Source organism: Zavarzinella formosa DSM 19928, assembly GCF_000255705.1.
Taxonomy (GTDB): domain Bacteria; phylum Planctomycetota; class Planctomycetia; order Gemmatales; family Gemmataceae; genus Zavarzinella; species Zavarzinella formosa.
This window is the reverse complement of record NZ_JH636441.1, coordinates 108,942-130,085: the sequence shown is the minus strand read 5'-3', so window position 1 is coordinate 130,085 and position 21,144 is coordinate 108,942. Positions and strand designations below refer to the sequence as shown.

19 protein-coding genes are annotated in these 21,144 nt (G+C 60.7%); 16 read left to right on the top strand and 3 right to left on the bottom strand.

Features of this window, described 5'->3' with window-relative positions; all coding sequences use genetic code 11:
• Window positions 1–40: 40 nt before the first annotated feature.
• Both yidD and rnpA read right to left on the bottom strand, forming a co-directional pair.
• Window positions 41–262 carry a membrane protein insertion efficiency factor YidD gene (gene yidD / locus BGIM_RS0116990; protein ID WP_020470933.1) on the bottom strand — a complete coding sequence of 74 codons (222 nt, stop codon included), beginning with the start codon at window positions 260–262 and terminating at the stop codon, window positions 41–43.
• Complete coding sequence (gene rnpA / locus BGIM_RS57680; RefSeq protein WP_157369161.1) at window positions 235–639, bottom strand: ribonuclease P protein component; 405 nt, start codon at window positions 637–639, stop codon at window positions 235–237. The genes yidD and rnpA overlap by 28 nt, the downstream gene beginning before the upstream one ends.
• Window positions 640–704: 65 nt before the next feature.
• On the opposite strand from rnpA, the gene BGIM_RS50890 reads away from it, so the two are divergent.
• The gene (locus BGIM_RS50890; RefSeq protein ID WP_020470931.1) at window positions 705–1,070 is read left to right on the top strand and encodes a DNA-binding transcriptional response regulator; all 366 of its coding nucleotides are present in this window, start codon (window positions 705–707) and stop codon (window positions 1,068–1,070) included.
• On the opposite strand, the gene BGIM_RS62185 is transcribed toward BGIM_RS50890, so the two are convergent.
• The gene (locus BGIM_RS62185) at window positions 1,052–1,873 is read right to left on the bottom strand and encodes an arginase family protein (RefSeq protein WP_020470930.1); all 822 of its coding nucleotides are present in this window, start codon (window positions 1,871–1,873) and stop codon (window positions 1,052–1,054) included. The two genes, BGIM_RS50890 and BGIM_RS62185, sit on opposite strands and share 19 nt — an antisense overlap.
• Before the next feature lie 63 nt (window positions 1,874–1,936).
• Here BGIM_RS62185 and BGIM_RS62180 point away from each other — a divergent pair, with 63 nt between their 5' ends.
• From BGIM_RS62180 to pilM, 15 genes are all read left to right on the top strand, one after another.
• Complete coding sequence (locus tag BGIM_RS62180; RefSeq protein WP_020470929.1) at window positions 1,937–2,440, top strand: gamma carbonic anhydrase family protein; 504 nt, start codon at window positions 1,937–1,939, stop codon at window positions 2,438–2,440.
• 37 nt (window positions 2,441–2,477) lie between these two features.
• On the top strand, window positions 2,478–2,684 hold the full coding sequence (locus tag BGIM_RS0116965; protein WP_020470928.1) for a hypothetical protein: 207 nt from the start codon (window positions 2,478–2,480) through the stop codon (window positions 2,682–2,684).
• A gap of 215 nt (window positions 2,685–2,899) precedes the next feature.
• Window positions 2,900–4,057, top strand: a complete 1,158-nt coding sequence (locus BGIM_RS0116960; protein ID WP_020470927.1) for a M24 family metallopeptidase — start codon at window positions 2,900–2,902, stop codon at window positions 4,055–4,057.
• A 46-nt stretch (window positions 4,058–4,103) separates the two neighbouring features.
• Complete coding sequence (locus BGIM_RS0116955; RefSeq protein ID WP_063607895.1) at window positions 4,104–4,868, top strand: pseudouridine synthase; 765 nt, start codon at window positions 4,104–4,106, stop codon at window positions 4,866–4,868.
• Entirely contained in the window at window positions 4,865–5,689 is an 825-nt protein-coding gene (locus BGIM_RS0116950) for a dihydroorotate dehydrogenase electron transfer subunit (RefSeq protein WP_020470925.1), read from the top strand. Before BGIM_RS0116955 ends, BGIM_RS0116950 begins: the two co-directional genes overlap by 4 nt.
• Window positions 5,680–7,113, top strand: a complete 1,434-nt coding sequence (gene cls / locus BGIM_RS0116945; RefSeq protein ID WP_020470924.1) for a cardiolipin synthase — start codon at window positions 5,680–5,682, stop codon at window positions 7,111–7,113. The genes BGIM_RS0116950 and cls overlap by 10 nt, the downstream gene beginning before the upstream one ends.
• A gap of 87 nt (window positions 7,114–7,200) precedes the next feature.
• Window positions 7,201–8,343, top strand: a complete 1,143-nt coding sequence (locus tag BGIM_RS0116935; protein WP_052639858.1) for a DUF1571 domain-containing protein — start codon at window positions 7,201–7,203, stop codon at window positions 8,341–8,343.
• Between the two features lie 212 nt (window positions 8,344–8,555).
• Window positions 8,556–11,819 carry a WD40 repeat domain-containing serine/threonine protein kinase gene (locus BGIM_RS57675; protein ID WP_020470923.1) on the top strand — a complete coding sequence of 1,088 codons (3,264 nt, stop codon included), beginning with the start codon at window positions 8,556–8,558 and terminating at the stop codon, window positions 11,817–11,819.
• Window positions 11,820–11,927: 108 nt separating this feature from the next.
• On the top strand, window positions 11,928–12,905 hold the full coding sequence (locus tag BGIM_RS63025) for a hypothetical protein (protein ID WP_020470922.1): 978 nt from the start codon (window positions 11,928–11,930) through the stop codon (window positions 12,903–12,905).
• The gene (locus BGIM_RS57670; RefSeq protein ID WP_020470921.1) at window positions 12,902–13,903 is read left to right on the top strand and encodes a peptidylprolyl isomerase; all 1,002 of its coding nucleotides are present in this window, start codon (window positions 12,902–12,904) and stop codon (window positions 13,901–13,903) included. Before BGIM_RS63025 ends, BGIM_RS57670 begins: the two co-directional genes overlap by 4 nt.
• A 280-nt stretch (window positions 13,904–14,183) precedes the next feature.
• Window positions 14,184–15,971, top strand: a complete 1,788-nt coding sequence (dnaX, locus tag BGIM_RS57665; protein ID WP_020470920.1) for a DNA polymerase III subunit gamma/tau — start codon at window positions 14,184–14,186, stop codon at window positions 15,969–15,971.
• 19 nt (window positions 15,972–15,990) lie between these two features.
• Complete coding sequence (locus BGIM_RS0116910; RefSeq protein WP_020470919.1) at window positions 15,991–16,332, top strand: YbaB/EbfC family nucleoid-associated protein; 342 nt, start codon at window positions 15,991–15,993, stop codon at window positions 16,330–16,332.
• 57 nt (window positions 16,333–16,389) lie between these two features.
• Window positions 16,390–16,992 carry a recombination mediator RecR gene (gene recR, locus BGIM_RS0116905; RefSeq protein ID WP_020470918.1) on the top strand — a complete coding sequence of 201 codons (603 nt, stop codon included), beginning with the start codon at window positions 16,390–16,392 and terminating at the stop codon, window positions 16,990–16,992.
• Window positions 16,993–17,052: 60 nt separating this feature from the next.
• Entirely contained in the window at window positions 17,053–18,567 is a 1,515-nt protein-coding gene (gene rpoN / locus BGIM_RS0116900) for an RNA polymerase factor sigma-54 (protein ID WP_020470917.1), read from the top strand.
• 421 nt (window positions 18,568–18,988) lie between these two features.
• A partial coding sequence (gene pilM / locus BGIM_RS57660) for a type IV pilus assembly protein PilM (protein WP_193788996.1) occupies window positions 18,989–21,144 on the top strand: 2,156 nt, incomplete at its 3' end.

Sequence of the window (21,144 nt, the reverse complement as noted above, 5' to 3'; positions counted from 1 at the left end):
ATGGTCCAAAAGTGTTTCAGACGAATATGCCGGGATTTTTTCAGGGCCAGTCTTCGCCGCCTTTGTTGAAGGGGTGGCAGCGGCACACCCTCCAGACGCCCTTGGCGGTGCCGAAAAGCGGGCCGTATTTCCGCACGGAGAGAATCATGTATTCGCTGCAACCGGGTTGATAAATGCAACTCGGCGGCAGCACCGGCCGGATCACCCGTTGGTAGCCTCGCACCAGCAAAACGATCAGGCCGGTGAGGAGTTTTCGGAACATGGCGGCGGCTCCGGTGGTTTCGACTCCGCGTCGCGGACGATCTTCTTGATGGCGTGCTTCGCCTGCTTGAGCAACGATTTTTGAAAGTCCGCTAGTGAATACTCCGGCAAATGCCGGGGAATCAGCACCAGGTCATAACCGGGCGACAGGTCATCTTTGGTCAAACGGTAGGCTTCCCGCATCAACCGGCGAATGCGGTTTCGCCGCACGGCGATGCCGAATTTCTTGGAGACGGACATCCCCAGGCGGGAGTAACCCAAGCCGTTTTCCTTGACGTATACAATCAGCGTCGTGTCGGCCGCCGAGCGGCGCCGATCATAGACGGCCTGAAACTCGGCCGGTTTTCGCAAGTGTTCGTGTGGTTCAAATCGTGGCACGGTTGACTCTTCGCCGGAATACGATTGATTGTAGCGACACACCCGCCCCGTCGAGGTTCTCCGAAATGCCGTTATGCCTGATCCTGAGTGACGACATGATCGACGGCAGCCGTATCGGCGGCCATGCGAAGGCCCTCGGCTTCGAGGTGGTGATCGCCCGCACCCAAGCCCAGGCGGTCACGCATCTGGAAAAACAACCGGCGGCGGTGCTGGTCGATCTGCACAACAACACCCTCGACCCGGCGGCTTTGGTGTCGGCCGTGGGGAGCATCAAGCCGAGGCCGCGAATCGTCGCTTTTGGCTCCCATGTGGATGCCCAACGTCTGAAAAATGCCCGTGCCGCCGGGTGTGATCTCGTGCTTCCCCGGAGCGCGTTTTTTGATGATCTGGATGGCAATCTCGTGAAGTGGCATCAACCCGCCGATTCGTAACGCTTCAGCAGAAGCCATTCCATCAGCCACACTAGCGTCGAGAGGGAACGATCATCCCGGTCCCGTCCGGGGTCGAATTCGCTGATCGACACGCCGACGATCTTCGGCGACCATACGGCCGCCAAAATTTGCAACACATGGGCGGGACTCAACCCAAACGGCAGCGGATGCTGCACCGCCGGGAAGTATGAGGGGTCGAACGCATCGCAGTCGATATCCAGCCAGATTCGCCCGGCCTTTTTCACCAGCGATTGGAGAGACTTCAGCACACTCGCCGGATCCGTGTGCCAGTCCTCGGCGGTCCGGATGCGATGGAAATACTCTCCGGTGTGTTTGTCGGGCAAAAACTGATCCCGCGAGCCGATGTTGACGACGCGGGGCAATGACCCGTCGGTGTGCATCAGAAAATTGCCATGCGACAATTCACTAACGCTGTCCGACAGGTTGTAAACGTCGAGATGGGCGTCAAACTGAATCACCAGATCGTTTTTGTCCAAGGCTTCGTAAACCGGAAGCACACATAGATGATTCCCCGCCAGCCAGAGCAAGGATTCCCCGCCGTCGAATTTTTCGCGGATCACGGCGGCGGCGGTTTTTCTCCAATCAAGGCAATGCGCCGGCGTGTCGAAGGTGAATTCTTCGATGCTTACTTGGTCAACAAAGCAATCTCCGCGGGTGGGTTCGGTTTCTTCATCGATGTCTTCCAGCATTTCCCGCAGGGCGTCCCCCATCAGTTGAGCGCCGGCTCCCGTGCCGGCGCTGCCAAACTGGTCAAATGGAAAGACGACGGCGGTTGTTCGCATTGGTAAGATGAAGACACGGTGGTTGGAAGTTCGGCCTGTTCTACGAAATTCGGGGGCGTGGCGATGCGGGAAGTCGGCGGAGTGTTCATCGCGGAGGGAGTCGTTGTCACCGGGGATGTCGTCCTCGAACAGGGCGTCAACCTTTGGTATGGCGTCATCATTCGCGGCGATGTGGCGAAGATCACGCTGCGCGAGCGGGTCAACATCCAGGATGGCAGCGTGGTTCACTGCGAATTCGACGTTCCGCAGGTGATCGAACCGGGCGTGGTCGTCGGCCATTCGGCCGTGCTGCACGGCAAGAGCATCGGGGCCGACACGCTCATCGGCATCGGCGCCCGATTGTTGAATCGCAGCGAGATCGGCGCCGAGTGCATCATCGCCGCCGGGGCCGTCGTGCTGGAGGGGGCCGTCATTCCGCCGCGATCCTTGGTGGTGGGGGTTCCCGGCAAGGTAGTCCGTCGCGTGACAGATGAGGAAGTGGCCCGCACAAAGATGTTGAGCGATCGCTATCAGAACATGTCCCGGCGTTATGTGGCCGGAAGCATCCCGCTGCCATACGGAAAATGACACGGTCTCAATGGTGTCTTCATGATCGAGGTTGACCATGCCATCCGAAACACCCGTGCTTACTGAGAAACAGATCGCCACCGAGGCGTTGGGGTTGATGCCGGAATCCGCTTCCTTGCGGCAGATTAGCGAGGAACTGGCCATTCTGGCCGCGATACGCGAAGGGGAAGCCGACGCGAAAGCCGGGCGGGTGGTCAGCCATGAGGAGGCCATGCGGAGGTCGGCGGCATGGACTTTGAAATAGTCTGGACGAACCTGTGCAAAATCAACAAGCATCTTGTGTGTGAGATATTCAAGAGCCCCACTGCGTCAGCGGTGGGGGTTGTTTTCTGAGTGTGACGGCCACCCCCACCGCTGACGCAGTGGGGCTCTTGCAAATCATTTGCAAATGTTGCTGCTTGATTTTGCACTAGGTCTTCTCGATCACAGATCTCACGTTGAAGGCCACCCGGAGCATCAATGCCATCCCCCGAAGAGAAGACGGCCGTCACCCAATCCGAGGCGGAAATCGCCCTCCGGCGGCTGGACATCGACGCCAAGCAGGAGATGATCTCCAGACTCCTGCACGATTCTCAGAGCGATGGATTGCTGGTCTTGCACCCGGCCAATTTCCGCTGGCTGACGGCCGGAGCCGAACCCGTGGGGTTCTTCGGACGGGATGAACGCCCCGCGTTGTTCTTCAATCCCACCCAACGCTGGCTGATTTGCTCGGCCACCGATTCGCAACGATTCTTCGACGAGGAACTAGACCGGCTCGGCTTCCAACTCAAGGAATGGCAATGGACTGCCAGCCGCGACCAATTGATGGCCGATTTGGTGTATGGCCGGAAGATCGCCAGCGACCAGCCTTTCCGCGATTGCAAAGATGTTGGCTCATACTTTCTCACCGCGCGGCGGCATCTGAGCCAGTATGAATGGGACCACCTGCGGGCGCTTGGCAAATTGACGGCCCACGCCGTCGAGGCGACCGCTCGCAACATCACCAAGGGCGAGCCGGAGGAGGAAATCGCCGGCCATCTCGCCCACCGGTTGTTCCGGCACGGCGTCCATGTGGAGGCTTTGCAGGTATCCGGCGACGGTCGAAGCCGGCAGTACCGCCGCCGGGAGTTTAGCCACACGCCCGTCAATGAATGGGTCACGCTTCAAGCCACGGCCCGCAAGGATGGCCTCTTCGCCACTTGTTCCCGGACGGTCTGTTTCGGGCAGCTTGATTCCACCGTTCGTTCCGAATTCAACCTCGCCCTGCGGCTCGGGGCCACGCACATCGCCACGGCCAAACTCGGCGAGAAAGTGATCGTGGCGTTGGAGGCCGGCAAAATCCTGCTAAAGCCCACCCAATATGAGCACGAATGGCGGCTGACGCCGATGGTCGCCCTCACCGCCCGCGAGCCCTCCGAAGGGATTTTCTTGCCGACCTCCGGGGAACGCTGGCTGGAGGGCTGGGCGGCCGTCTGGCAGGAACGCATCGGCTCGGCAGCCGTCGTGGACACCTTCCTGCTGCATTCCGAGGGATGGGAGAATCTCACGCCGGCAAATGACTGGCCGGTTCGCCGGGCGGTGTTTCAGGGCCGCACCTACGACCGGCCCGACGTGCTGATCCGATCCGGTGAATCGTAAAGTTCAACACCCAAGACTCTCATACGGTCGGTACAATAACCTCATCATGATGCGTCTCAACAAATTTCTGGCCCACGCCGGTGTGGGTTCCCGCCGCCATTGCGACGGAATGATTGCTTCCGGCCGCGTGAAAATCAACGGCGACCCGGTCCGCGAACTCGGCACCCAAGTGAACGAGGAAACCGACCGCGTGAGCGTGGACGACACCCCCGTGCGCGTCGAACGCCACGTCTATTGGGCGGTCCACAAGCCGCCGGGATATATCTGCACCAACAGCGACCCGGCCGGGCGGCCGCTCGCCATCGATCTGGTGCCGCACGTCGATCAGCGGGTCTACACCGTCGGCCGGTTGGACGAGGACAGCGAAGGACTTCTTTTGCTGACCAACGACGGAGATTTGGCCCAAAAGCTGATGCACCCGCGATACGAGGTCGAGAAGACTTACGAAGTGTTGGTGGCCGGTTCGCCGACGGTCGCGGACATGGAACAACTGACCACCGGCGTCTGGCTGAGCGAGGGCCGGGTGAAGGCGAAGTCGGTGCGTCGCTTCAAGAAACAGGGTGACAGCACTTGGCTGAAAATCGTGTTGTGCGAAGGCAAAAACCGCGAAATTCGCCGAATGCTCGCCAAGCAAAATCACAAGGTGATGCGTTTGCGCCGGGTCGGCATTGGCCCCGTGCGGCTGGATCGGCTTCCCAAGGGGAAGTCCCGCAAGCTGGCGTTGGCGGAGATCGAACTGCTTCGCAAAGCGGTGACGCCAAGGGCGGCCAAGAAGGCGGAAGAACCCGCGAAGAAGGCGGGCGAGAAGTGATTTTGCAACGCCCCGCCGTCACGGTCGAAAATGTGCAACTGGCCGAACGGACGTTTCGCATCCGGCTCGAACAACCGGAAATCGCCCGGTCCATCCGGCCGGGGCAGTTCCTTATGCTCCGCATTCCGGAGACGACGGACCCGCTGTTGGGCCGTCCTTTTGCCCTGTACGATACCGTCTTGGACTCCGGCGGCGAACCCGTCGGGCTGGATGTGGTTTACCTCGTCGTCGGCAAGATGACCACACATCTGATGGCCGTGAAGGCAGGCGAACCCATCGAAGTCTGGGGACCACTGGGCAACGGGTTTCCGAAATTCCCGAACATCGATCAAGTGACCTGCGTGGCCGGGGGCATCGGCCAAACACCGTTTTTGGCCTACGTTCGCGAATTACTGGGGACGCGAGGCTACGCCGGTCAACCGGCGGTTCGGCAGGTCAACAAGGTCTCCCTGTATTACGGCGTGCGGTCGGCCGGTTTCGCGGCCGGGGTGGAAGATTTCCGACAAGCCGGATGTGATGTTCGTCTGGCCAGCGACGATGGCACGGTGGGAACAAAGGGCTTCGTCACGCAATTGCTGGCCGCCGACAAACCGGCCGGGCCGTTCGTGGGATGCGGGCCGGAACCGATGCTGAAGGCGCTGGCCAAGCTCACGGCCTCGTGGAACGCGAGTTGTCATGTCTCGTTGGAAACGCCGATGGCCTGCGGGTTCGGCGCTTGTTTTAGCTGTGTCACCCCCGTTTGCACCCCGGCGGGTCGGGATTACAAACGGGTCTGCGTCGAGGGGCCGGTGTTCGACGCCGCCACACTGGCATGGGATTGATCGCCGCCATCGAGTGGCCCGGCGTCGCCGGGATGATCGCCTTCGCGGATTTGTTCGCCGTGGTCCTCACCATTCTTTGGGTGCTGACCATCAAACGGGAACCCACGTCCGCCATTGCGTGGTGCCTGCTGGTTTTCTTCGTGCCCGTTGCCGGCATCTTTCTGTTCATCACCTTCGGCTACCAAAGCATTCACCGGCCGCTGAAGCGGAAGAAACGGCACGCCCGCGGATATCGCACCAAGCCGGTTCACACCCTCTCGCCCCCGGCGACCGACACCGAGGGGCTGGCCGCGCTGGCCGAACGGCTGGGGGCGATGCCGATGACCGGCGGCAACCAAGTGCAATTCTTCCATGAACCGGCGGATGCTTATGTGGCGATGCTGGACGCGATCAAGCAGGCCAAACATCACATCCACATGGAGTTTTTCATCACGCGGGGGGACGCCTCCGGCCGCCGGTTCATGACCGCCCTTGCGGAACGGGCGGCGGCGGGTGTGCGGGTCCGGTTTCTGTATGACGCCGTCGGCTCGTGGAATTTCAAACATAAGGTACGGGAAATTCTCACCAACGCGGGGGGGCGGGCAGTGTCGTTTCTGCCGCTCTCCAATCCCTTGCGGCGACGGTTGCAAATCAATCTGCGAAACCATCGGAAGATCTTGGTGATTGACGGCCAAGTCGGTTTCACCGGCGGCTTGAACATCGGGGACGAGTATCTCGGCTTGGTCGCCCGTTTCGGCCTCTGGCGGGACACTTTTCTCCGAATCGACGGCCCGGCGGTGGCGGGGTTGCAACGGGTGTTTGGAGAAGATTGGGACTTTGCGGCCAATGAAGAATTCGACGGCCCGGAGTATTTCCCGGTGATCCAACCGGCGGGCGCGGAAGCGGTTCAGATTGCGTGGTCCGGGCCGGATCAGGACACCAAAGCAGTCCGCGAGGTCTACTTTGCCGCCATCATGCGGGCCAGAAAGCGGGTGTGGATCAGCACGCCGTATTTTGTGCCGGACGCCCCGCTGGCCGATGCCCTCGCCCTCGCGGCCCGATCCGGCCGGGATGTCCGGATTGTTGTGCCGTTCCGGCCGGACAAGTGGGTTCCGCTGATGGCCAGTCGCTTCATCTGGCAAACACTGCTGGAGGCGGGCGTCAAAATCTTCCAGTTCACGGCCGGGTTCATGCACGCCAAGATGATGATCGTGGACGACGCCTGGGCCTCCGTGGGAAGCGTCAACTTTGACAACCGCAGCTTGCACCTCAACTTCGAGGTGACAGCCTTGATGGAATCAACGGCGTTGGTCGCCGAACTGGAAGCTGCCTTCCGTCGGGACATGGCCCGAAGCATCGAGGTGAACGCGGAGACGTTTCAGCGCCGGCCGTTCGTTTCCAAGATGGCCGAGAACGCCGCCCGGTTGGCGTCGCCGATCCTGTGATTCGTCTTGCGGCAGTTCCTTGAAGTCGCTATCTTCCCGTATCGTTCAAAGTCATTCGTCCGTCCGTCCACCGCACGGAAGCGGTTCATGAACATAAAACTCCGTCGTTTGGCCGTTGCCAGCCTGATTTTCTTGTCCGGTTGCGGACTCTTTGAGAAAAAGCGGGACCAAGCTGTCGTGCGCCCCGTTTCTCATGAACCCGGCCCGTTGCCGACGGAGCCGAGGCCAAAGATGCTGGCCATCGCCAACGGCAACACCAGCCCCAACACTCCGCTCGCCGACCCGGTGCGACCGCCGCCGCCGGATGAGCAAATCTTCGAGGCCATTCCTCCGGTTAATCCGAAGGACACCGCCGTGGCCGCCCAACCGAAAGCGACGGGCGCCGACCCAACGGATGTCGTCGTTCCCGCAATGGGCATTGCCCCGCCGATGAGCGAATCGCCGATGCTCGTTCAGAGCAATGTGAAGCCTCCCGTCGAACAGCCCAAGCCCGTTGAACAGCCGAAGAAAGTGGCCGAAACGCCCCTGCAATCGATGAAACGCATTCAGCAACTCGCGGCCGAGAAACTGGCTCGCATGGAAGGTTTTGAGGCGAAACTCATCCGCAGGGAAACGGTTCCCGGCAAGTCGGCGCCGGAACCGGAGCAGGAAATGCAATTCAAGCTCCGCGCCCAACCGTTGAGCATGCACCTGAAATGGGTCGGGAAGGAAGCCACCGGCCGGGAATTGGTGTATGTGGGCGGACGCAAGGAAGAAAAGGTGGAAATCCTGACGGCCCGCAGCGATGGCTTGCTGATCGGCGGAAAGCGAATGAGCTTTAACCCCGGCGATTCGATGATTCGCTCCCAGAGCCGCTATGACCTTCGGGAAGGCGGCATGCAAATGGCCGTGGTCAATCTCGGCAAGTCAATGATCAAAGCCGACCGCGATCCCAAAGTGGCCGCCAATTTCCGATACTTGGGCATCGTCGACCGGCGCGAACGCAAAGGCGGTTTCGAGGCGATCGAGGAAACCATCGCGCCGGGCGCCGAACCCGCTTTCCCCAAGGGGGGCAAACGAACCCTCCATTTCGACCCGGAATCCACATCGCCAAGTTACGGCCTGCCGATTCTGGTGACCGCCACCGACGAAGCCGGCCGGGAGGTCGAATATTACTTCTTCGACCAACTCAAGCCCGCCCGCTTCACCGACGCCGACTTCGACGCCAATGTTCTGTTGAAGAAGAAGTGACCGTTTATTGGGGAAGCGAATTTTTCCTTTTCCATTGCCTTTTGTGAAGAAGTTTGACCAGCCCGCCGTCATCCGGGCTGGTCACCAAATCACTTTCATGTTCAACTCATCCTCCGAACCCGACGCAACTTCCCTCCCGCTTCGCGTTCTTGGTTAGGAGGGTTCCGGGTCGTTCATGCCCTATAATGACCCCCTCTCCCTGGAGTGTGTGAATGAACGGCGACAACCCCGAAACCAAACCGGCCACACCGCCGCCGGGTGATCCGACGGGGGCGTTGCCAATCTCCTCGGGGGACTTCCCGAGCATCACCCCGCCGCCGTTGGTGATGTCCCACACCACCACCCTCGTCACGGCCCGGCCGGCCTCGGCCGTCCCGTCGACCAAGCCCGCCGACATCGTGCCGGTTCATCGGCGGATCGGCAAGTATTCGCTTCTCAAGGAAATCGGCCGCGGCGGCATGGGTGTTGTTTACCTGGCCCATCAGGATGATCTCAACCGCGATGTGGCCCTCAAGGTCATCCCCTCCGGGCCGGATGCGGATCAGACCGAAGTGGCCCGGTTCCATGCCGAGGCCGAGACGGCCGCCAACCTGCACCACCCCAACATCGTGCCGGTCTTTGATGTCGGAACCGCCGACGATCTTTCCTATCTGGCGATGGAACTCGTCGAGGGGGGAAGCCTCTACAAGCTCATCAGCCGGAAACCGCTGGAGCCGATTCTCGCGGCCCGCCTGTTGGAACCCGTCGCCCGCGCGATGCACTACGCCCACCTGCAAGGGGTGATCCACCGCGATTTGAAGCCGAGCAACATCCTGCTCTCGGATGCGGAACAAAGAAGCAACACGCCAAACGGCCAGACCGTGCCGGTGAACGATCACGACTTGGTCCCCAAAATCGTGGACTTCGGGCTGGCCAAGCGAATCCACCGGCCGCTGGCCCTCACGCAAACCGGTCTGGCTGTCGGCACGCCGCACTACATGGCCCCGGAACAGGCGTTGGGCAAGGCCGACCAAATCAGCCCGTTGACGGATGTCTACGCGCTGGGAGCCATCCTGTACGAGATGCTCACGGGGCATCCCCCTTTCGGGGCGGGGAGTTCGCTGGAAACCATGCAACAGGTGGTGAGCCGAAAGCCGGTTCCCCCCAGCAGTTTGCGGGCGAGCATTCCCCGCGAATTGGAGCACATTTGCCTGAAGTGCCTGGAGAAGAAACAGGCTAACCGTTACCCGTCCGCATTGGCCGTGGCCGACGCCCTGCACACATATATGCACCGCACGGAACCGCCGACCATCCTGGCCCGGACGGTGGTTCACGAGGACAGCGATCCCTCGTTGATCGTGCGCCGACTGGGCGGATGGTCCTTCTGGCCGGCCACCGTGGCCCTCGTCTTGCTGACAGGCTTCCTGACTTGGCGAATCACCCATCGGAATTGGATTCCCGTTCAAAACGAACTGACGGACAAACTTGAGGAACGCAACCGGCTGGCGAAATTCCTGCAATTTGAGAACGCCGTCCTGCTCGCGGATCGGGGCGACTTCGACCGGATCATCGCCTTGGAACCGGGGCAGTTTCCCGAACATCGCTCCGTCCTGGCCGAGTATCGTTCCCATGATCTCGCGGCGGCCCCGTGGGCAAGAACGATCAAGGCCCGACGGGTCGCCTTCGATTATTCCGGCCGGTTTTTGATGGCGCTGATGGACACGCGCGTGGTGACGATCAACGCCGAATCCGGCGAGGTGTTGAACACCAGCCCGCTGTCCGAACCGGAGGCGGGCAACCGCGACTCGCACGATGGTTATGTCATCGGCCGATCCCGGTTCACCCCGCTGTTTGCCGTCGTCGCCGACCCCGCCCGGCTGGCGATGGGGAACGCGGCCCACCAACCGCTGGTCGAGGGAAACGTCACGTTGCCGACCGCCGCGAGGCTGATCCAACCCCTCGGGGATGGCTCGACGATTCTCTTGAGCGACGGGACGGATCGCTGGACAGTGGACTTCAAAACGCGGAAGCCAGTCCCGGTTCCGGTGGTTGAAACCGAGCCGAAATTTGGGAAAGTGCTTGCCATCTCCGAACAGGGAAAGTGGCTGGTCGAATCGGCCGAGGGCTGGCATGTGTTGCCGGGCGCCGGGGGAAGTTCGCCTGTGATCCCTTCGCCGGGGGTCACCACCGAGGTGATGTTCTCTCCCGCAGGCTCCCACCTGTCGGCCATCCTGCGCAACGGGGCTGTCCGGTTGTTTGATTTCAACGAACATCGTTGGTTTGATCTCCCCGCCGATGGCGTCGCCACGGCCGCCGGGTTCAGCGCCGATGGCAACATCCTCGCGGTGGGCACTCGGGCCGGGACCGTCCGCCTGTGGGATGCCTTCTCCCGCGCCCGCCTCTCCGCGGCGGCCAACTTGGACAAGTCGATTGTCTGCGTGGACATCGCCAAAAACCGGCAAACGGTGGTCGTCGTCACGAGTGACGGGACGGTGAGTCGCTTCCGCTTCGGCGCCTCGCCGTTTCATGCCCCGGTCATGCGGCTGGAAAACAAACCCTTCAAGGACGTGGTGGACATCGCGTTTTCCCCCAATGGCGATTCGCTCTATGTGACCACGCCGTACGGTCTTTCCCGTTGGACCGTGCGAACAGCCACCCGTCAACAATTCGGCGGGAATCAGGAAATCGCGGCCACCGAGGAGATGATGCAATCCGGCCGGCCGAATCGGCGAACCCCGGAGTTCAAGGCGATGGCCATCCGGGCGCCGTCGGCCAGGGAAACAGGCGAGCAAGTCTTGGTCGGCGGCGTGGATGGCAAAATGGCCTTGCTGGCCGTGAGGCCCGAGGGGGTCACCCCGCAGACGCAAACGGAAGTGGAGGGAGGCCAGAATGTCACCGGCGTGGCCTTTAGCCCCAACGGCGAAAAGACTGTGGCCGTATGTGACTCGGAGGCCCCCGGCGAGGCGTTCGTCAAATACTGGAACTCCAATTTCGGAACCGATCCGTCGGGCCGGAAGAAATCGACCCGCTTTCCCTTCCGCATCACGGCGGAGCGTTTCACGCCGAACGGCCGGCACATCGCCTTCGGCACGGACGATGGCTTCGTGCGATTGTGGGACCCGGAGAAACCACCCGATGAATTCATCCGGGAATTCAAATGTGATTCCCGCGTGATCTGCGTGACCATCGACCGGGACGGCGAACTCCTCCTCGCCGGTTGCGCGGACGGCAACGCCCGGATCTTTGAGATGCAGGGGGGCAACCTGCTCCGCACCCTGAAACACCGCACCGAGGTTCGCCGGGTGGCCTTCCATCGGGACCGGCCGGTCACGGCCGCCGCCGACGGGGCGATTCGGATCTGGCATCCGCAGCACGATTTCACGCTCGGCCCCCCCTTCCGGCACGGCGACGCCATCACGGCCATGAGCATCCGGGGGGATCTGCTGGCCTCCAGTTCCCGCGACCGCGCCATCCGGGTGTGGAATCTTCCTGATTGAGAATTCGGAATTCGGAATCCCGGATGACGGGAGCCGTAAAACAATCAAACACCGGCGAATGACCGGTGTTTGGTTTTGAATTTCTCGCACCGAATGGAAACGGTCCCCATGCGACTTCTCTGCCCGTTCTGCCAACAGGTCATCACCCTGCCGGACAATGAGGCCGGGAAGGCCGTCAACTGTCCCCTGTGCAAACAGGCGTTTCAAGCCCCGCAACCCTACATCCCACTGGCCGCCGAGAAACCGGTCGAATCTCCCGCCCCGGCCCCGGCGCCACCAAGCCCGGCCCCGGTCTACCGGACACAACAGGTGGACATCAAGCCGGTCACCCCGGCGTCCCTTCCGGAGATGCCTTCCAAATCCTTCGACAACCTGCCGGACATTCCCGGCGTTCCAACCGGCCCCGGCGTGTTTCACGGCATCACCCTGTATCCCGAAGTATTGGCATGGATTCCCGCCGTCGCCCTCACGCTGGCGTTGTTGCTGACGTTCTTCCGATGGGCCGGGGCCTACCCCGCCGGGTATCCGGCCTACACGCAAACCCCCTGGCAGGCATTGTTCGCCGGTTTTACCTCGGATGCCGTGGCGGAGGATACGATCAAACTGGAAGGTGAAATCAAGGAAAAAATCAAATCAAACTGGTGGATGCTCTTCTACTTCCCGTTGCTCCTCGGCGGCATTGCCGTCGCCTGGGCCGGACCGGTGGTGAGCGGGTTGAAGATCAAGCTGCCGGACGTGGTGAAAAAGTTCTGGCCGTACCGTCCGGCTCTGTTGGCCATCTTCGCCGTTTTCACATTGTTGCTCCTGTCCGTGCAATGGGTCAACAGTTTTGGCATCGAGAAAGCCATCACGGAACTCGGCGAGGCCCGGCATGTGGAAGCCAAGGCGGCCGTGAAAACGCCGGAGCAATTGCAGCGGTGGGAAATGGGGGTCGCCCGCGATTTGGGGGGATTTCAATTGCAAACAACCTCCTGGCTGCGGCTGGCGTGGTTTGCCCATTTGCTCGCGGCCCTCGCGGTTGGTTTGGAGGCGGTCGGCACCTTGCGAGGAAAACGGCCTCCGATCCGAGTCGGAATACAGGTGTGAGCTTGACCAAAATCACCGGGGCGGGTATCGCCGTCTTCGGAAGTTCGACGAGTTGTTCTCCGGGGAAGGATTCCGCGATGTCGCTCCGCCGCCATGTTCGTACCCGTTGGCTGGCCGCCGGGGCCGGTGTGTTTGCCGGCCTCTCGGCGGGAATCACGCTCAGCGGTTGCGGGTCAAAAGCCGGTGATCCTCCGGTTGCCGCCATCCCCGCCGCCGAATCAAGCCCGGCCACGCCCGCGGGGGACGCGACGAAACCGGCCCCCGTCAATCTGGCCGTGCCCTTCAATCAAGCCGTCACGGATGAATTGGGCGAAGACCAATTGCTGCCGCCGGATCGCACCATTTCCGGCAAGGCAACCGCCCCGCTGCGGGAGGCTGTCGAAAAACTCTGGCCGACCATCTCGCTCACGGACAAATCCGGCCGGCCGCAGCCTTACGTCGTCACCATCGAGACGGACGAGGGAACTGTTGAAATCACCCTCACCCCCGAATCGGCCCCGAACCATGTGCGGAACTTTCTCGCCCTCATCAAGGTCGGGTATTACGACGGCTTGAAGTTCGACCGCGTGATTCATCAAGAAGCGGAACAGGCCGACGGCAAAAAATTCCGGCTGGACATGCTCAAGGCCGGTTGCCCGGCCGGAACCGGCGACCCCGGAGTCGGTCACATCGGCTATCACTTGAAGCCGGAATTCCACGAAACAATCAAACACGACGAAGGCACCGTCGGCTTCGGCCGGGACGCAGACCCCGCCACCGCCGGAGTGCGGTTCTACATCACCCTCGGCACCGCCACCGCCCTCGACGGCAATTTCAGCCTGATCGGCAAAGTCACCAAAGGCATGGATGTGCTGAAACGCATCTCCACTGCGAAACTGCTGCCCCCGGAGATCGACCCGGCCCGCGAATTCCCGGAAAAACCGGCCACCATGAAAAAAGTGACCGTGAACCCGGACCCGACCAACAACGGACATCCCGTGGCCCATTCGGGCGGGTAAAATGGAAGGGAAGAGAAGCAAAGAAAAGAGAAAGCATTAACCACAAAGACTCAAAGATCACACAAAATTTCACAAAGAATGAACGAAACTTGAGAAGCAAAGGAAAGACAAAAGGACACGAATTCCAAACCGTCTAATCGTCTTCTGATCTTTGTTTTGCTCATTCTTCCTTTGCTTCTTCTCTGTTTTTGATCTGATTTGATCTTCTTTGTGAAACTTTGTGTGATCTTTGCGTCTTTGTGGTTAATGCCTTTTTTTCTCTTCCATTCACGCCAGAACAATGTCCAAAAAGAAGGCCACTCCCGAATCAGCCCCGCCGGAAGACTCGCCGGTTCCGGGGGAATACACGGTCGTTGCCCGGCGTTATCGGCCGCAGCAGTTCGCGGAACTCATCGGGCAGGAGGCCGTCTCGAAGGCGATCACCAATGCGATCACGAGTGACCGCGTCGCCCATGCCTATCTCTTCACCGGGGCGCGCGGCGTCGGCAAAACCTCGGCGGCCCGGATTTTGGCCAAAGCCCTGAATTGCGAAACCGGGCCGACGGTGAACCCGTGCGGCGTCTGCGGAGCGTGCCGGGCCATCACCGCCGGGGAAGACATTGACGTCATCGAGATTGACGGGGCGAGCAACAACGGCGTCGACGAGGTGCGGACGATTCGGCAGAACGTCGCCACCCGGCCGAGCCGGTCGCGGTACAAGATCTACATTATCGACGAAGTTCACATGCTCTCGAAGGCCGCGTTTAACGCGCTGCTGAAGACGCTGGAGGAACCGCCGCCGCACGTCAAATTCATCTTCGCCACGACGGAAGTCGGCAAGATTCCGGTCACGATCCTGTCCCGCTGTCAGCGGTTTGACTTTCCGAGCATCACCACCGCCCGCATTTTCGAGCATTTGAAAAAGGTGATGGCCGGGGAAAACCGCCAGGCCGACGACGAGGCCCTGCGATTGATCGCCCGACGGGCGGGCGGGTCGATGCGGGACGCCCAATCACTGCTGGAACAAATGCTCTCGGCCGGAGACGGGAAACTCTCGGCCGAGTTGGTTCACGCCGTGCTGGGGACGGCCGCCGGGGACCGGGTGATTGAGATCGCCTCGGCCATCCTCGGCAAAGATCCGGGGAAAGCCCTCGAACGGGTGGCCAAGTGCGCGGACGACGGGTTGCAACTCGGCGAAGTGCTGGACCAACTCATCGAATACTGGCGGGCGTTGATGTTGCTCTCCTGCACGGAGGGACGGTTCGACGAACTTGATGTTCCCGAAGCGCATGTGGAGACCATCCGCAGGCAGTCCGCTTCCCAAACATTGGACACCATTTTGGCGGGGCTGGATGTGCTGGCCACCACCAAAGCCCGGCTGAAGGCGACCAACCACGGACAAGTGCTGCTGGAAATGGCCGTCGTGCGACTGAGCCGGATGGAGGATCTGATTCCGCTGACTCAAATCGCCCAATGGATCAGTCAGGGGGGCGGGGCGAAGGTCATCGCCGGAACTTCACCGGGCGCAGTCGCTTCCGGCGCGGAGCCGTCAAAAAAAAACGGCCACCTGAGTCTGGCTGACAGTTTCCGGGCTGGAAATCTCGCGGCCCCGCCACCGCCGGAAACGAGCAACGAACTTCTCGATCTGACGGCCGCAACTCTCAATGACGTATGGGCTAAGGTCAAATCCACATTGGGCGTCATGCACGGGGCCGAGCTTAGTCAAGCGAGTCTTCCTGCAATTGTCGGGCCAAAAACGCTAGTGTTGCGCTTCCCCGCACGGTATGATAGTGCCTATGAGTATTGCCGGGAGGCGACTCGGGCGACGATCATCGAGACGAACCTGAAAAAACTCACGGGGGTTCCGTGGGCGGTTCGCTTTGAACTCGACGCCAAAAACGGCTCCCCCGGCCCGACGGTTCCGGCGGTTTCCGCCAAGGACCGCGAGCGAATGGCCCTGAAAGATCCCTTGCTGACGGCGATCCTCGGCAAACTGGAAGGGCGAATGCTCAAGATGGAAGAAGGCTTTGGCGTCGTCGTCACCGAGGGCGAGGCCGAAGCCGTGCCGTCACCCGAAGAATCGCCGTGAAGACCGGCAAAGAGGATTTATGTTTCAGGGACTCGGCCAGATGATGGGGATGCTCAAAAACCTCCCCAAATTGCAGTCCGCGATGAGCGAGATGCAGGAGAAAATGGCCAAAATCGTCGTCGACGGAAACGCCGGCGGCGGGATGGTCGTCGTGAAGGCGAACGGCCGGATGGAACTGACCAGTTGTGTCATTTCTGAACAAGCGATGGCCCTCAACGACCGGGACATGCTGGCCGACCTCATCATTTCGGCCTCAAACATCGCCCTTTCCAAAGCCCGTGAAGAAATGGCGAAAGCCAGCGCCAACATCGCCCAAGAACTGGGAATGCCCATCCCCCCCGGCGGGTTGCCCGGATTTTGAGGTGTCGCCCGTCCGTGGCCGGTTGCCGGATCAAGTCTTGTGCGAGAAGGATATCCCGTGTCAGATCAGCCCGTCGGGGTGATTGCCCGACTGATTCAGGAATTAACCAAACTTCCGGGCGTCGGGCCGAAATCGGCGGAGCGGATGGCACACTTTTTGCTTGCAGGTGACCGCCATAATTGTATTCTTCTGGCGGAGGCTCTCGAATCGGTGGCGACCAACGTCCGGCCTTGCGGACAGTGCTTCAATCTCACCGAAGGCGAGTTATGCTCCGTGTGCCGCGATCCCCGGCGGGAACCGGGAACCATCTGTGTGGTGGAAACCCCGCGGGATTTGGCCATGTTTGAGCGAACGGGTTCTTTCCGGGGCCTCTACCATGTCCTCGGCGGCCGGTTGGCCCCCTTGGACAATGTGGGACCGGAGAAGTTAACTTTTGATCCGCTGTTGAAGCGGGTGCAGCGGGGAGGCGTGCGGGAAGTGATTCTCGCCACCAGCCCCACAATGGAAGGCGACGGGACGGCCCTGTTCGCCTCCAATATGCTCGCCGTCACCGGGGTGAACATCACCCGGCTGGCGAGAGGTTTGCCGAGCGGGTCGTCGTTGGAAATCGCCAACTCGCAAATGTTGGCCGATGCGTTGGAAGGTCGTCGGGCGTTTTGACCACGCTCCGACGAGTTGGGTTGGGTTGGTTGGTCTGTCGATAGTTCGAGGATTGGCATCATGAAAATGGGAATGGATTTATCGCACCGTCAGACGTTTCAGCTGAAGCTGCAACTGGCTCCCCGAATGATCCAGTCGATGGAAATTCTGCAACTTCCCATCGCGGAATTGCAGGCCAGAATCGAAAAGGAATTACAGGAAAACCCGGTTCTTGAGTTGAGGGATTCCAACCCGGACATGGAAGCCGCCGATACGGCCCCGCCGGAATTCAACGCGGACTCCCCCCTCAAGCATGACATGAACGACAACGGGGCCGAGCTTGAATTCAAGCGGCTCGAAGCCCTCGACAAAGACTGGGGCGGCGTCTTCAACGAGGAGGAACACCGGCCCTCCCGCGGCTCGATGGACGAGCTGGGCGACAAAAAGATGGACGCGATGCAGAATCTGCTTGAGCGTCCGCAATCATTGCAAGATTACCTTGCGGAACAACTTTCCGATCTCGAAATCACCGACGACGACCGCACCGTCGCCATGCACATCATCTCGATGCTGGACCGGACCGGATACGTTGCCCGCCGCAACGAGAAGGACGAATTTCTCCCGATCTCCCTGCTGGAAATCGCCAGCACCATTGATCCCCCGGTCAGCCAGGAGCGGATCGAGGAAGTCTTGTCGCTGGTGCAGGATCTCGATCCGCCGGGCGTCGGCGCCCGCGATCTTCGGGAATGTTTGACCCTGCAAATTCAGGGGGACACGCCGCACCGCGAACTGGTCCGGCAACTGATTCACGACCACATGGAGGACATCGCCCACAACCGTCTTCCGGCCATCGCCAAGAAGACCGGGGCCGATCTCGACACGATCCGCGAGGCGATTGACTGCATCAAGCACTTCAATCCGAAGCCGGGGGCGCAGTATTCAACCGAAAGCACCCGCTACGTCACGCCGGACGTCATCATCGAAAAGACCGAGGAAGGCGAATACGAAATCCGGCTGACGGACGACTGGGCCCCCCGGCTGAACATTCCGAAACGCTACTACTCGATGTACAAAGACCGGGAAAACACCCCGGAAACCCGCGATTATCTCAAAAAGAAGCTGCAATCGGCCGAGTGGCTGCGGGACGCCATCGAACAACGCCGCAACACGCTGATGCGGGTGACGCGGGCCATCATCGACCACCAGAAGGAATTCCTGAACGAAGGCCCGGATGCGATTCGACCCCTGAAGATGCAGGAAATCGCCGACTTGGTGAAGGTTCACGTCACCACCGTCAGCCGGGCCGTGGACGACAAGTGGATTCAGACGCCGCGCGGAGTGTTCCCTCTCAAGCGTTTCTTCGTCGGAGCGGCCACCAACAAGGAAACCGGCGAACAAATCCCGTGGGAAAAGGTGAAAAAAGCCCTCCTCGACATGGTCGGCAACGAGGACAAGGCCAACCCGCTTTCGGACGAAGAACTTGAGGAAAAGCTCACCGCCGCCGGCTTCCCGGTGAAACGCCGGACGGTGACGAAATATCGAAAACTGCTGAGCATCGCCTCGTCGCGGGAGCGGAAAGAACACGCCCCGGCGTAAAGAGGGATTGGCGTGGTGTTGGTTTTCCGGTCTGAAAGACCGGCTAATCCAGCCCAGTCCGTCAGGGCTGGGAACACGATGCCCCCAAGTTTTATTACCCGGCCCTCAGGGACCGGGCTGGATTAACCGGTCCTTCAGACCGGAAAACCATTATCGCGCCGGTTGTTTGTCATTCCAGTCAACCCGCCCCCCAAAGGGCCGGTCGTGCCGTTCGTCCGGGTATGGCGGGCAATTGCCCGGTGGCGCGCCAACATCTTCTTGCCATCTGTGTTAAGATATTTGACACCCCCGCTGCCGACGTGATACCCTGTCGATGATTTCGTACATCAATCACGTCGCCATCGGGTGATGAGGGGTTGGCCCGTTCGCGGCCAATTCCATTTTGGGTGACCATCCCGTCCGCGTGCGGAGCAGTTCAATCATGGCTGTCAATCCCGGCTTCTGGGGCATCGATATCGGCCAGTGCGCCCTCAAGGCCATCCGTCTCGAAATGATCGGCGGGGTGGTCACGACCACGGCCTTTGATTATGTCGAGCATCCCAAGATTCTGAGCCAGCCGGACGCCAACCCGGACGAACTCACCCGCGAAGCCCTCGAAAAATTCCTCGAACGCAACCCCGTGAAGGGGGACATGGTCGCCATGAGCGTGCCCGGCCAGTCCGGTCTCGCCCGCTTTGTGAAACTGCCGCCGGTCGAGGAAAAGAAGATCGGCGACATCGTCAAGTTTGAAGCCAAGCAACAAATTCCGTTTCCGCTCGACGAAGTCGTGTGGGACTTCCAGAAGATCAGCGACGGCGTGGTGACGGATGGTTTTGCCATCGACACCGAAATCGGCCTGTTCGCCATGAAACGGGACATGATCAGCCGGTTCATCGGCCACTTCCTAAATGTGAAGATGGAAGTCCACACGGTCCAGATGGCCCCGCTGGCCTTGGTGAACTTCCTGACTTACGAAATGATGAAACGCGGCGGCCCGGATGGCGAACCCGCCCCGCCGGCCGCCCCCGGCAAGAAAAAATGCGTCGTCGGCATGGACATCGGCACGGACGGGTCCAACCTCGTCATCACCGACGCCGCCCGGATCATCTGGCAGCGGCCCATCCCCATCGGCGGGAACCACTTCACACGGGCGCTCACCAAGGAATTGAAACTCACCTTCGCCAAGGCCGAACACCTGAAGCGGAACGCGGCCAAGTCGCCGGAACTGGCCAACATCTTGAAGGCTCTCAAACCCGTGTTGACGGAGTTTGTCGGCGAAGTGCAACGTTCCCTTGGTTATTTCACCAACACCCACCGCGACGCCCAGATTGAATATCTGGTCGGCATGGGAAGCGCCTTCCGGCTGCCGGGCTTGCAAAAGTTCCTCGCGGAAAAGTTGCAGTTGGATGTCCGCAAGCCCGCGAAGTTCGCCCGCATCACCGGGGAAGCGGTCACCGGGGCGCCGGTGTTCATGGAAAACCTGCTGAGTTATCCGGTCGCCTACGGGCTGGCGATCCAAGGGCTGGGGGTCGCCCGTCTGGCGACGAACCTGCTGCCGCCGGAAATCTCGTTCGATCGCAAGATCCGCGCCAAGAAGCCCTATGCGGTCGCCGCCGCCGCGTCGCTCCTGTTGGGGACGACGGTGCTGGCGTATGGCTATTCCCTGCCGCTCGCCGATGTCTACGACGGCCGCATCAAGACGGCCATCGACAAAGGCAAGGGGGTCATCGAGCAAGCCAACAAGGTGGATAAGGAAATCAAGGACAAGAAGGACGAGATCAAGAAAACGCAGACGGAAGTGGAATCGATCATTGCCGGGCAACTGGAACGGGCGAACTGGATCGCCATCAACAAGCTTCCCTATCAAGCCCTGCCCGTCCCCGGTGAAAACGGCAACATGACGGCCGACTGGCTGGCCCCTTACTGGCGAACGACGGAAGGGCTGAAGGCCTTGGAGAAATACCGTCAACGGATGTCCCAAGGGATCAACCCGCTGGCGACCACGGCTTCCGACGACGACAAACGGGAATTCCTGCCGACCATCGACATCGAGGCCGTCTATTCCCGGCACACCAAGGATCTCAAGACTCTTTACACGAACATCAAGGAAAGACGCCGCCTGGACATTGGCGGGCCGAGATCATTCCCCGGTTCCGAACTGGCCCCGACCGAATGGTGGAGCCCCAAGGAAGGGCTCAACATGAACAACATCCCGGATAAGGAACGCGAGGATCTGGTTCCTGAAGGGGAAGGTTGGGTCGTCGAAGTGCGGGGTTACACCTATTTCCACCCGGATGAGAAGTTTCAGACCAATTTATTCATCCGTGACACGTTGTTGAAGAACATCATCGACATCGGCCGGGTGGCCAACGATGAAGAGAAGAAGAGGCTGGCGGCCGATCCGATTCGCGGCAAGATCAGCAACGCGTTCATCTACAACGTCTGGGAAGACAAATTCCCCTCCGCCGGCACGCTGAAAAACGTCGGCCTCTCGTGGCTGGATCAGTTCGTTCCCGCCCCCGGCGCCGGGGGGGATGCGGGCGCTCAGCCGAGCACTCCGAGTTTTGGCGGCGCTCCTCCGGCGGCGGGCGGCGGATT

Bases quoted from the DNA above. Each gene is read 5' to 3' on its own strand.
- BGIM_RS0116960 (WP_020470927.1), top strand. From the start codon at position 2,900: ATGCCATCCCCCGAAGAGAAGACGGCCGTCACCCAATCCGAGGCGGAA.
- BGIM_RS50890 (WP_020470931.1), top strand. From the start codon at position 705: ATGCCGTTATGCCTGATCCTGAGTGACGACATGATCGACGGCAGCCGT.
- BGIM_RS62180 (WP_020470929.1), top strand. From the start codon at position 1,937: ATGCGGGAAGTCGGCGGAGTGTTCATCGCGGAGGGAGTCGTTGTCACC.
- BGIM_RS57675 (WP_020470923.1), top strand. From the start codon at position 8,556: ATGAACGGCGACAACCCCGAAACCAAACCGGCCACACCGCCGCCGGGT.
- BGIM_RS0116910 (WP_020470919.1), top strand. From the start codon at position 15,991: ATGTTTCAGGGACTCGGCCAGATGATGGGGATGCTCAAAAACCTCCCC.
- rpoN (WP_020470917.1), top strand. From the start codon at position 17,053: ATGAAAATGGGAATGGATTTATCGCACCGTCAGACGTTTCAGCTGAAG.
- BGIM_RS0116955 (WP_063607895.1), top strand. From the start codon at position 4,104: ATGATGCGTCTCAACAAATTTCTGGCCCACGCCGGTGTGGGTTCCCGC.
- BGIM_RS62185 (WP_020470930.1), bottom strand. From the start codon at position 1,873: ATGCGAACAACCGCCGTCGTCTTTCCATTTGACCAGTTTGGCAGCGCC.
- BGIM_RS0116965 (WP_020470928.1), top strand. From the start codon at position 2,478: ATGCCATCCGAAACACCCGTGCTTACTGAGAAACAGATCGCCACCGAG.
- BGIM_RS63025 (WP_020470922.1), top strand. From the start codon at position 11,928: ATGCGACTTCTCTGCCCGTTCTGCCAACAGGTCATCACCCTGCCGGAC.
- cls (WP_020470924.1), top strand. From the start codon at position 5,680: ATGGGATTGATCGCCGCCATCGAGTGGCCCGGCGTCGCCGGGATGATC.
- dnaX (WP_020470920.1), top strand. From the start codon at position 14,184: ATGTCCAAAAAGAAGGCCACTCCCGAATCAGCCCCGCCGGAAGACTCG.
- BGIM_RS0116935 (WP_052639858.1), top strand. From the start codon at position 7,201: ATGAACATAAAACTCCGTCGTTTGGCCGTTGCCAGCCTGATTTTCTTG.
- yidD (WP_020470933.1), bottom strand. From the start codon at position 262: ATGTTCCGAAAACTCCTCACCGGCCTGATCGTTTTGCTGGTGCGAGGC.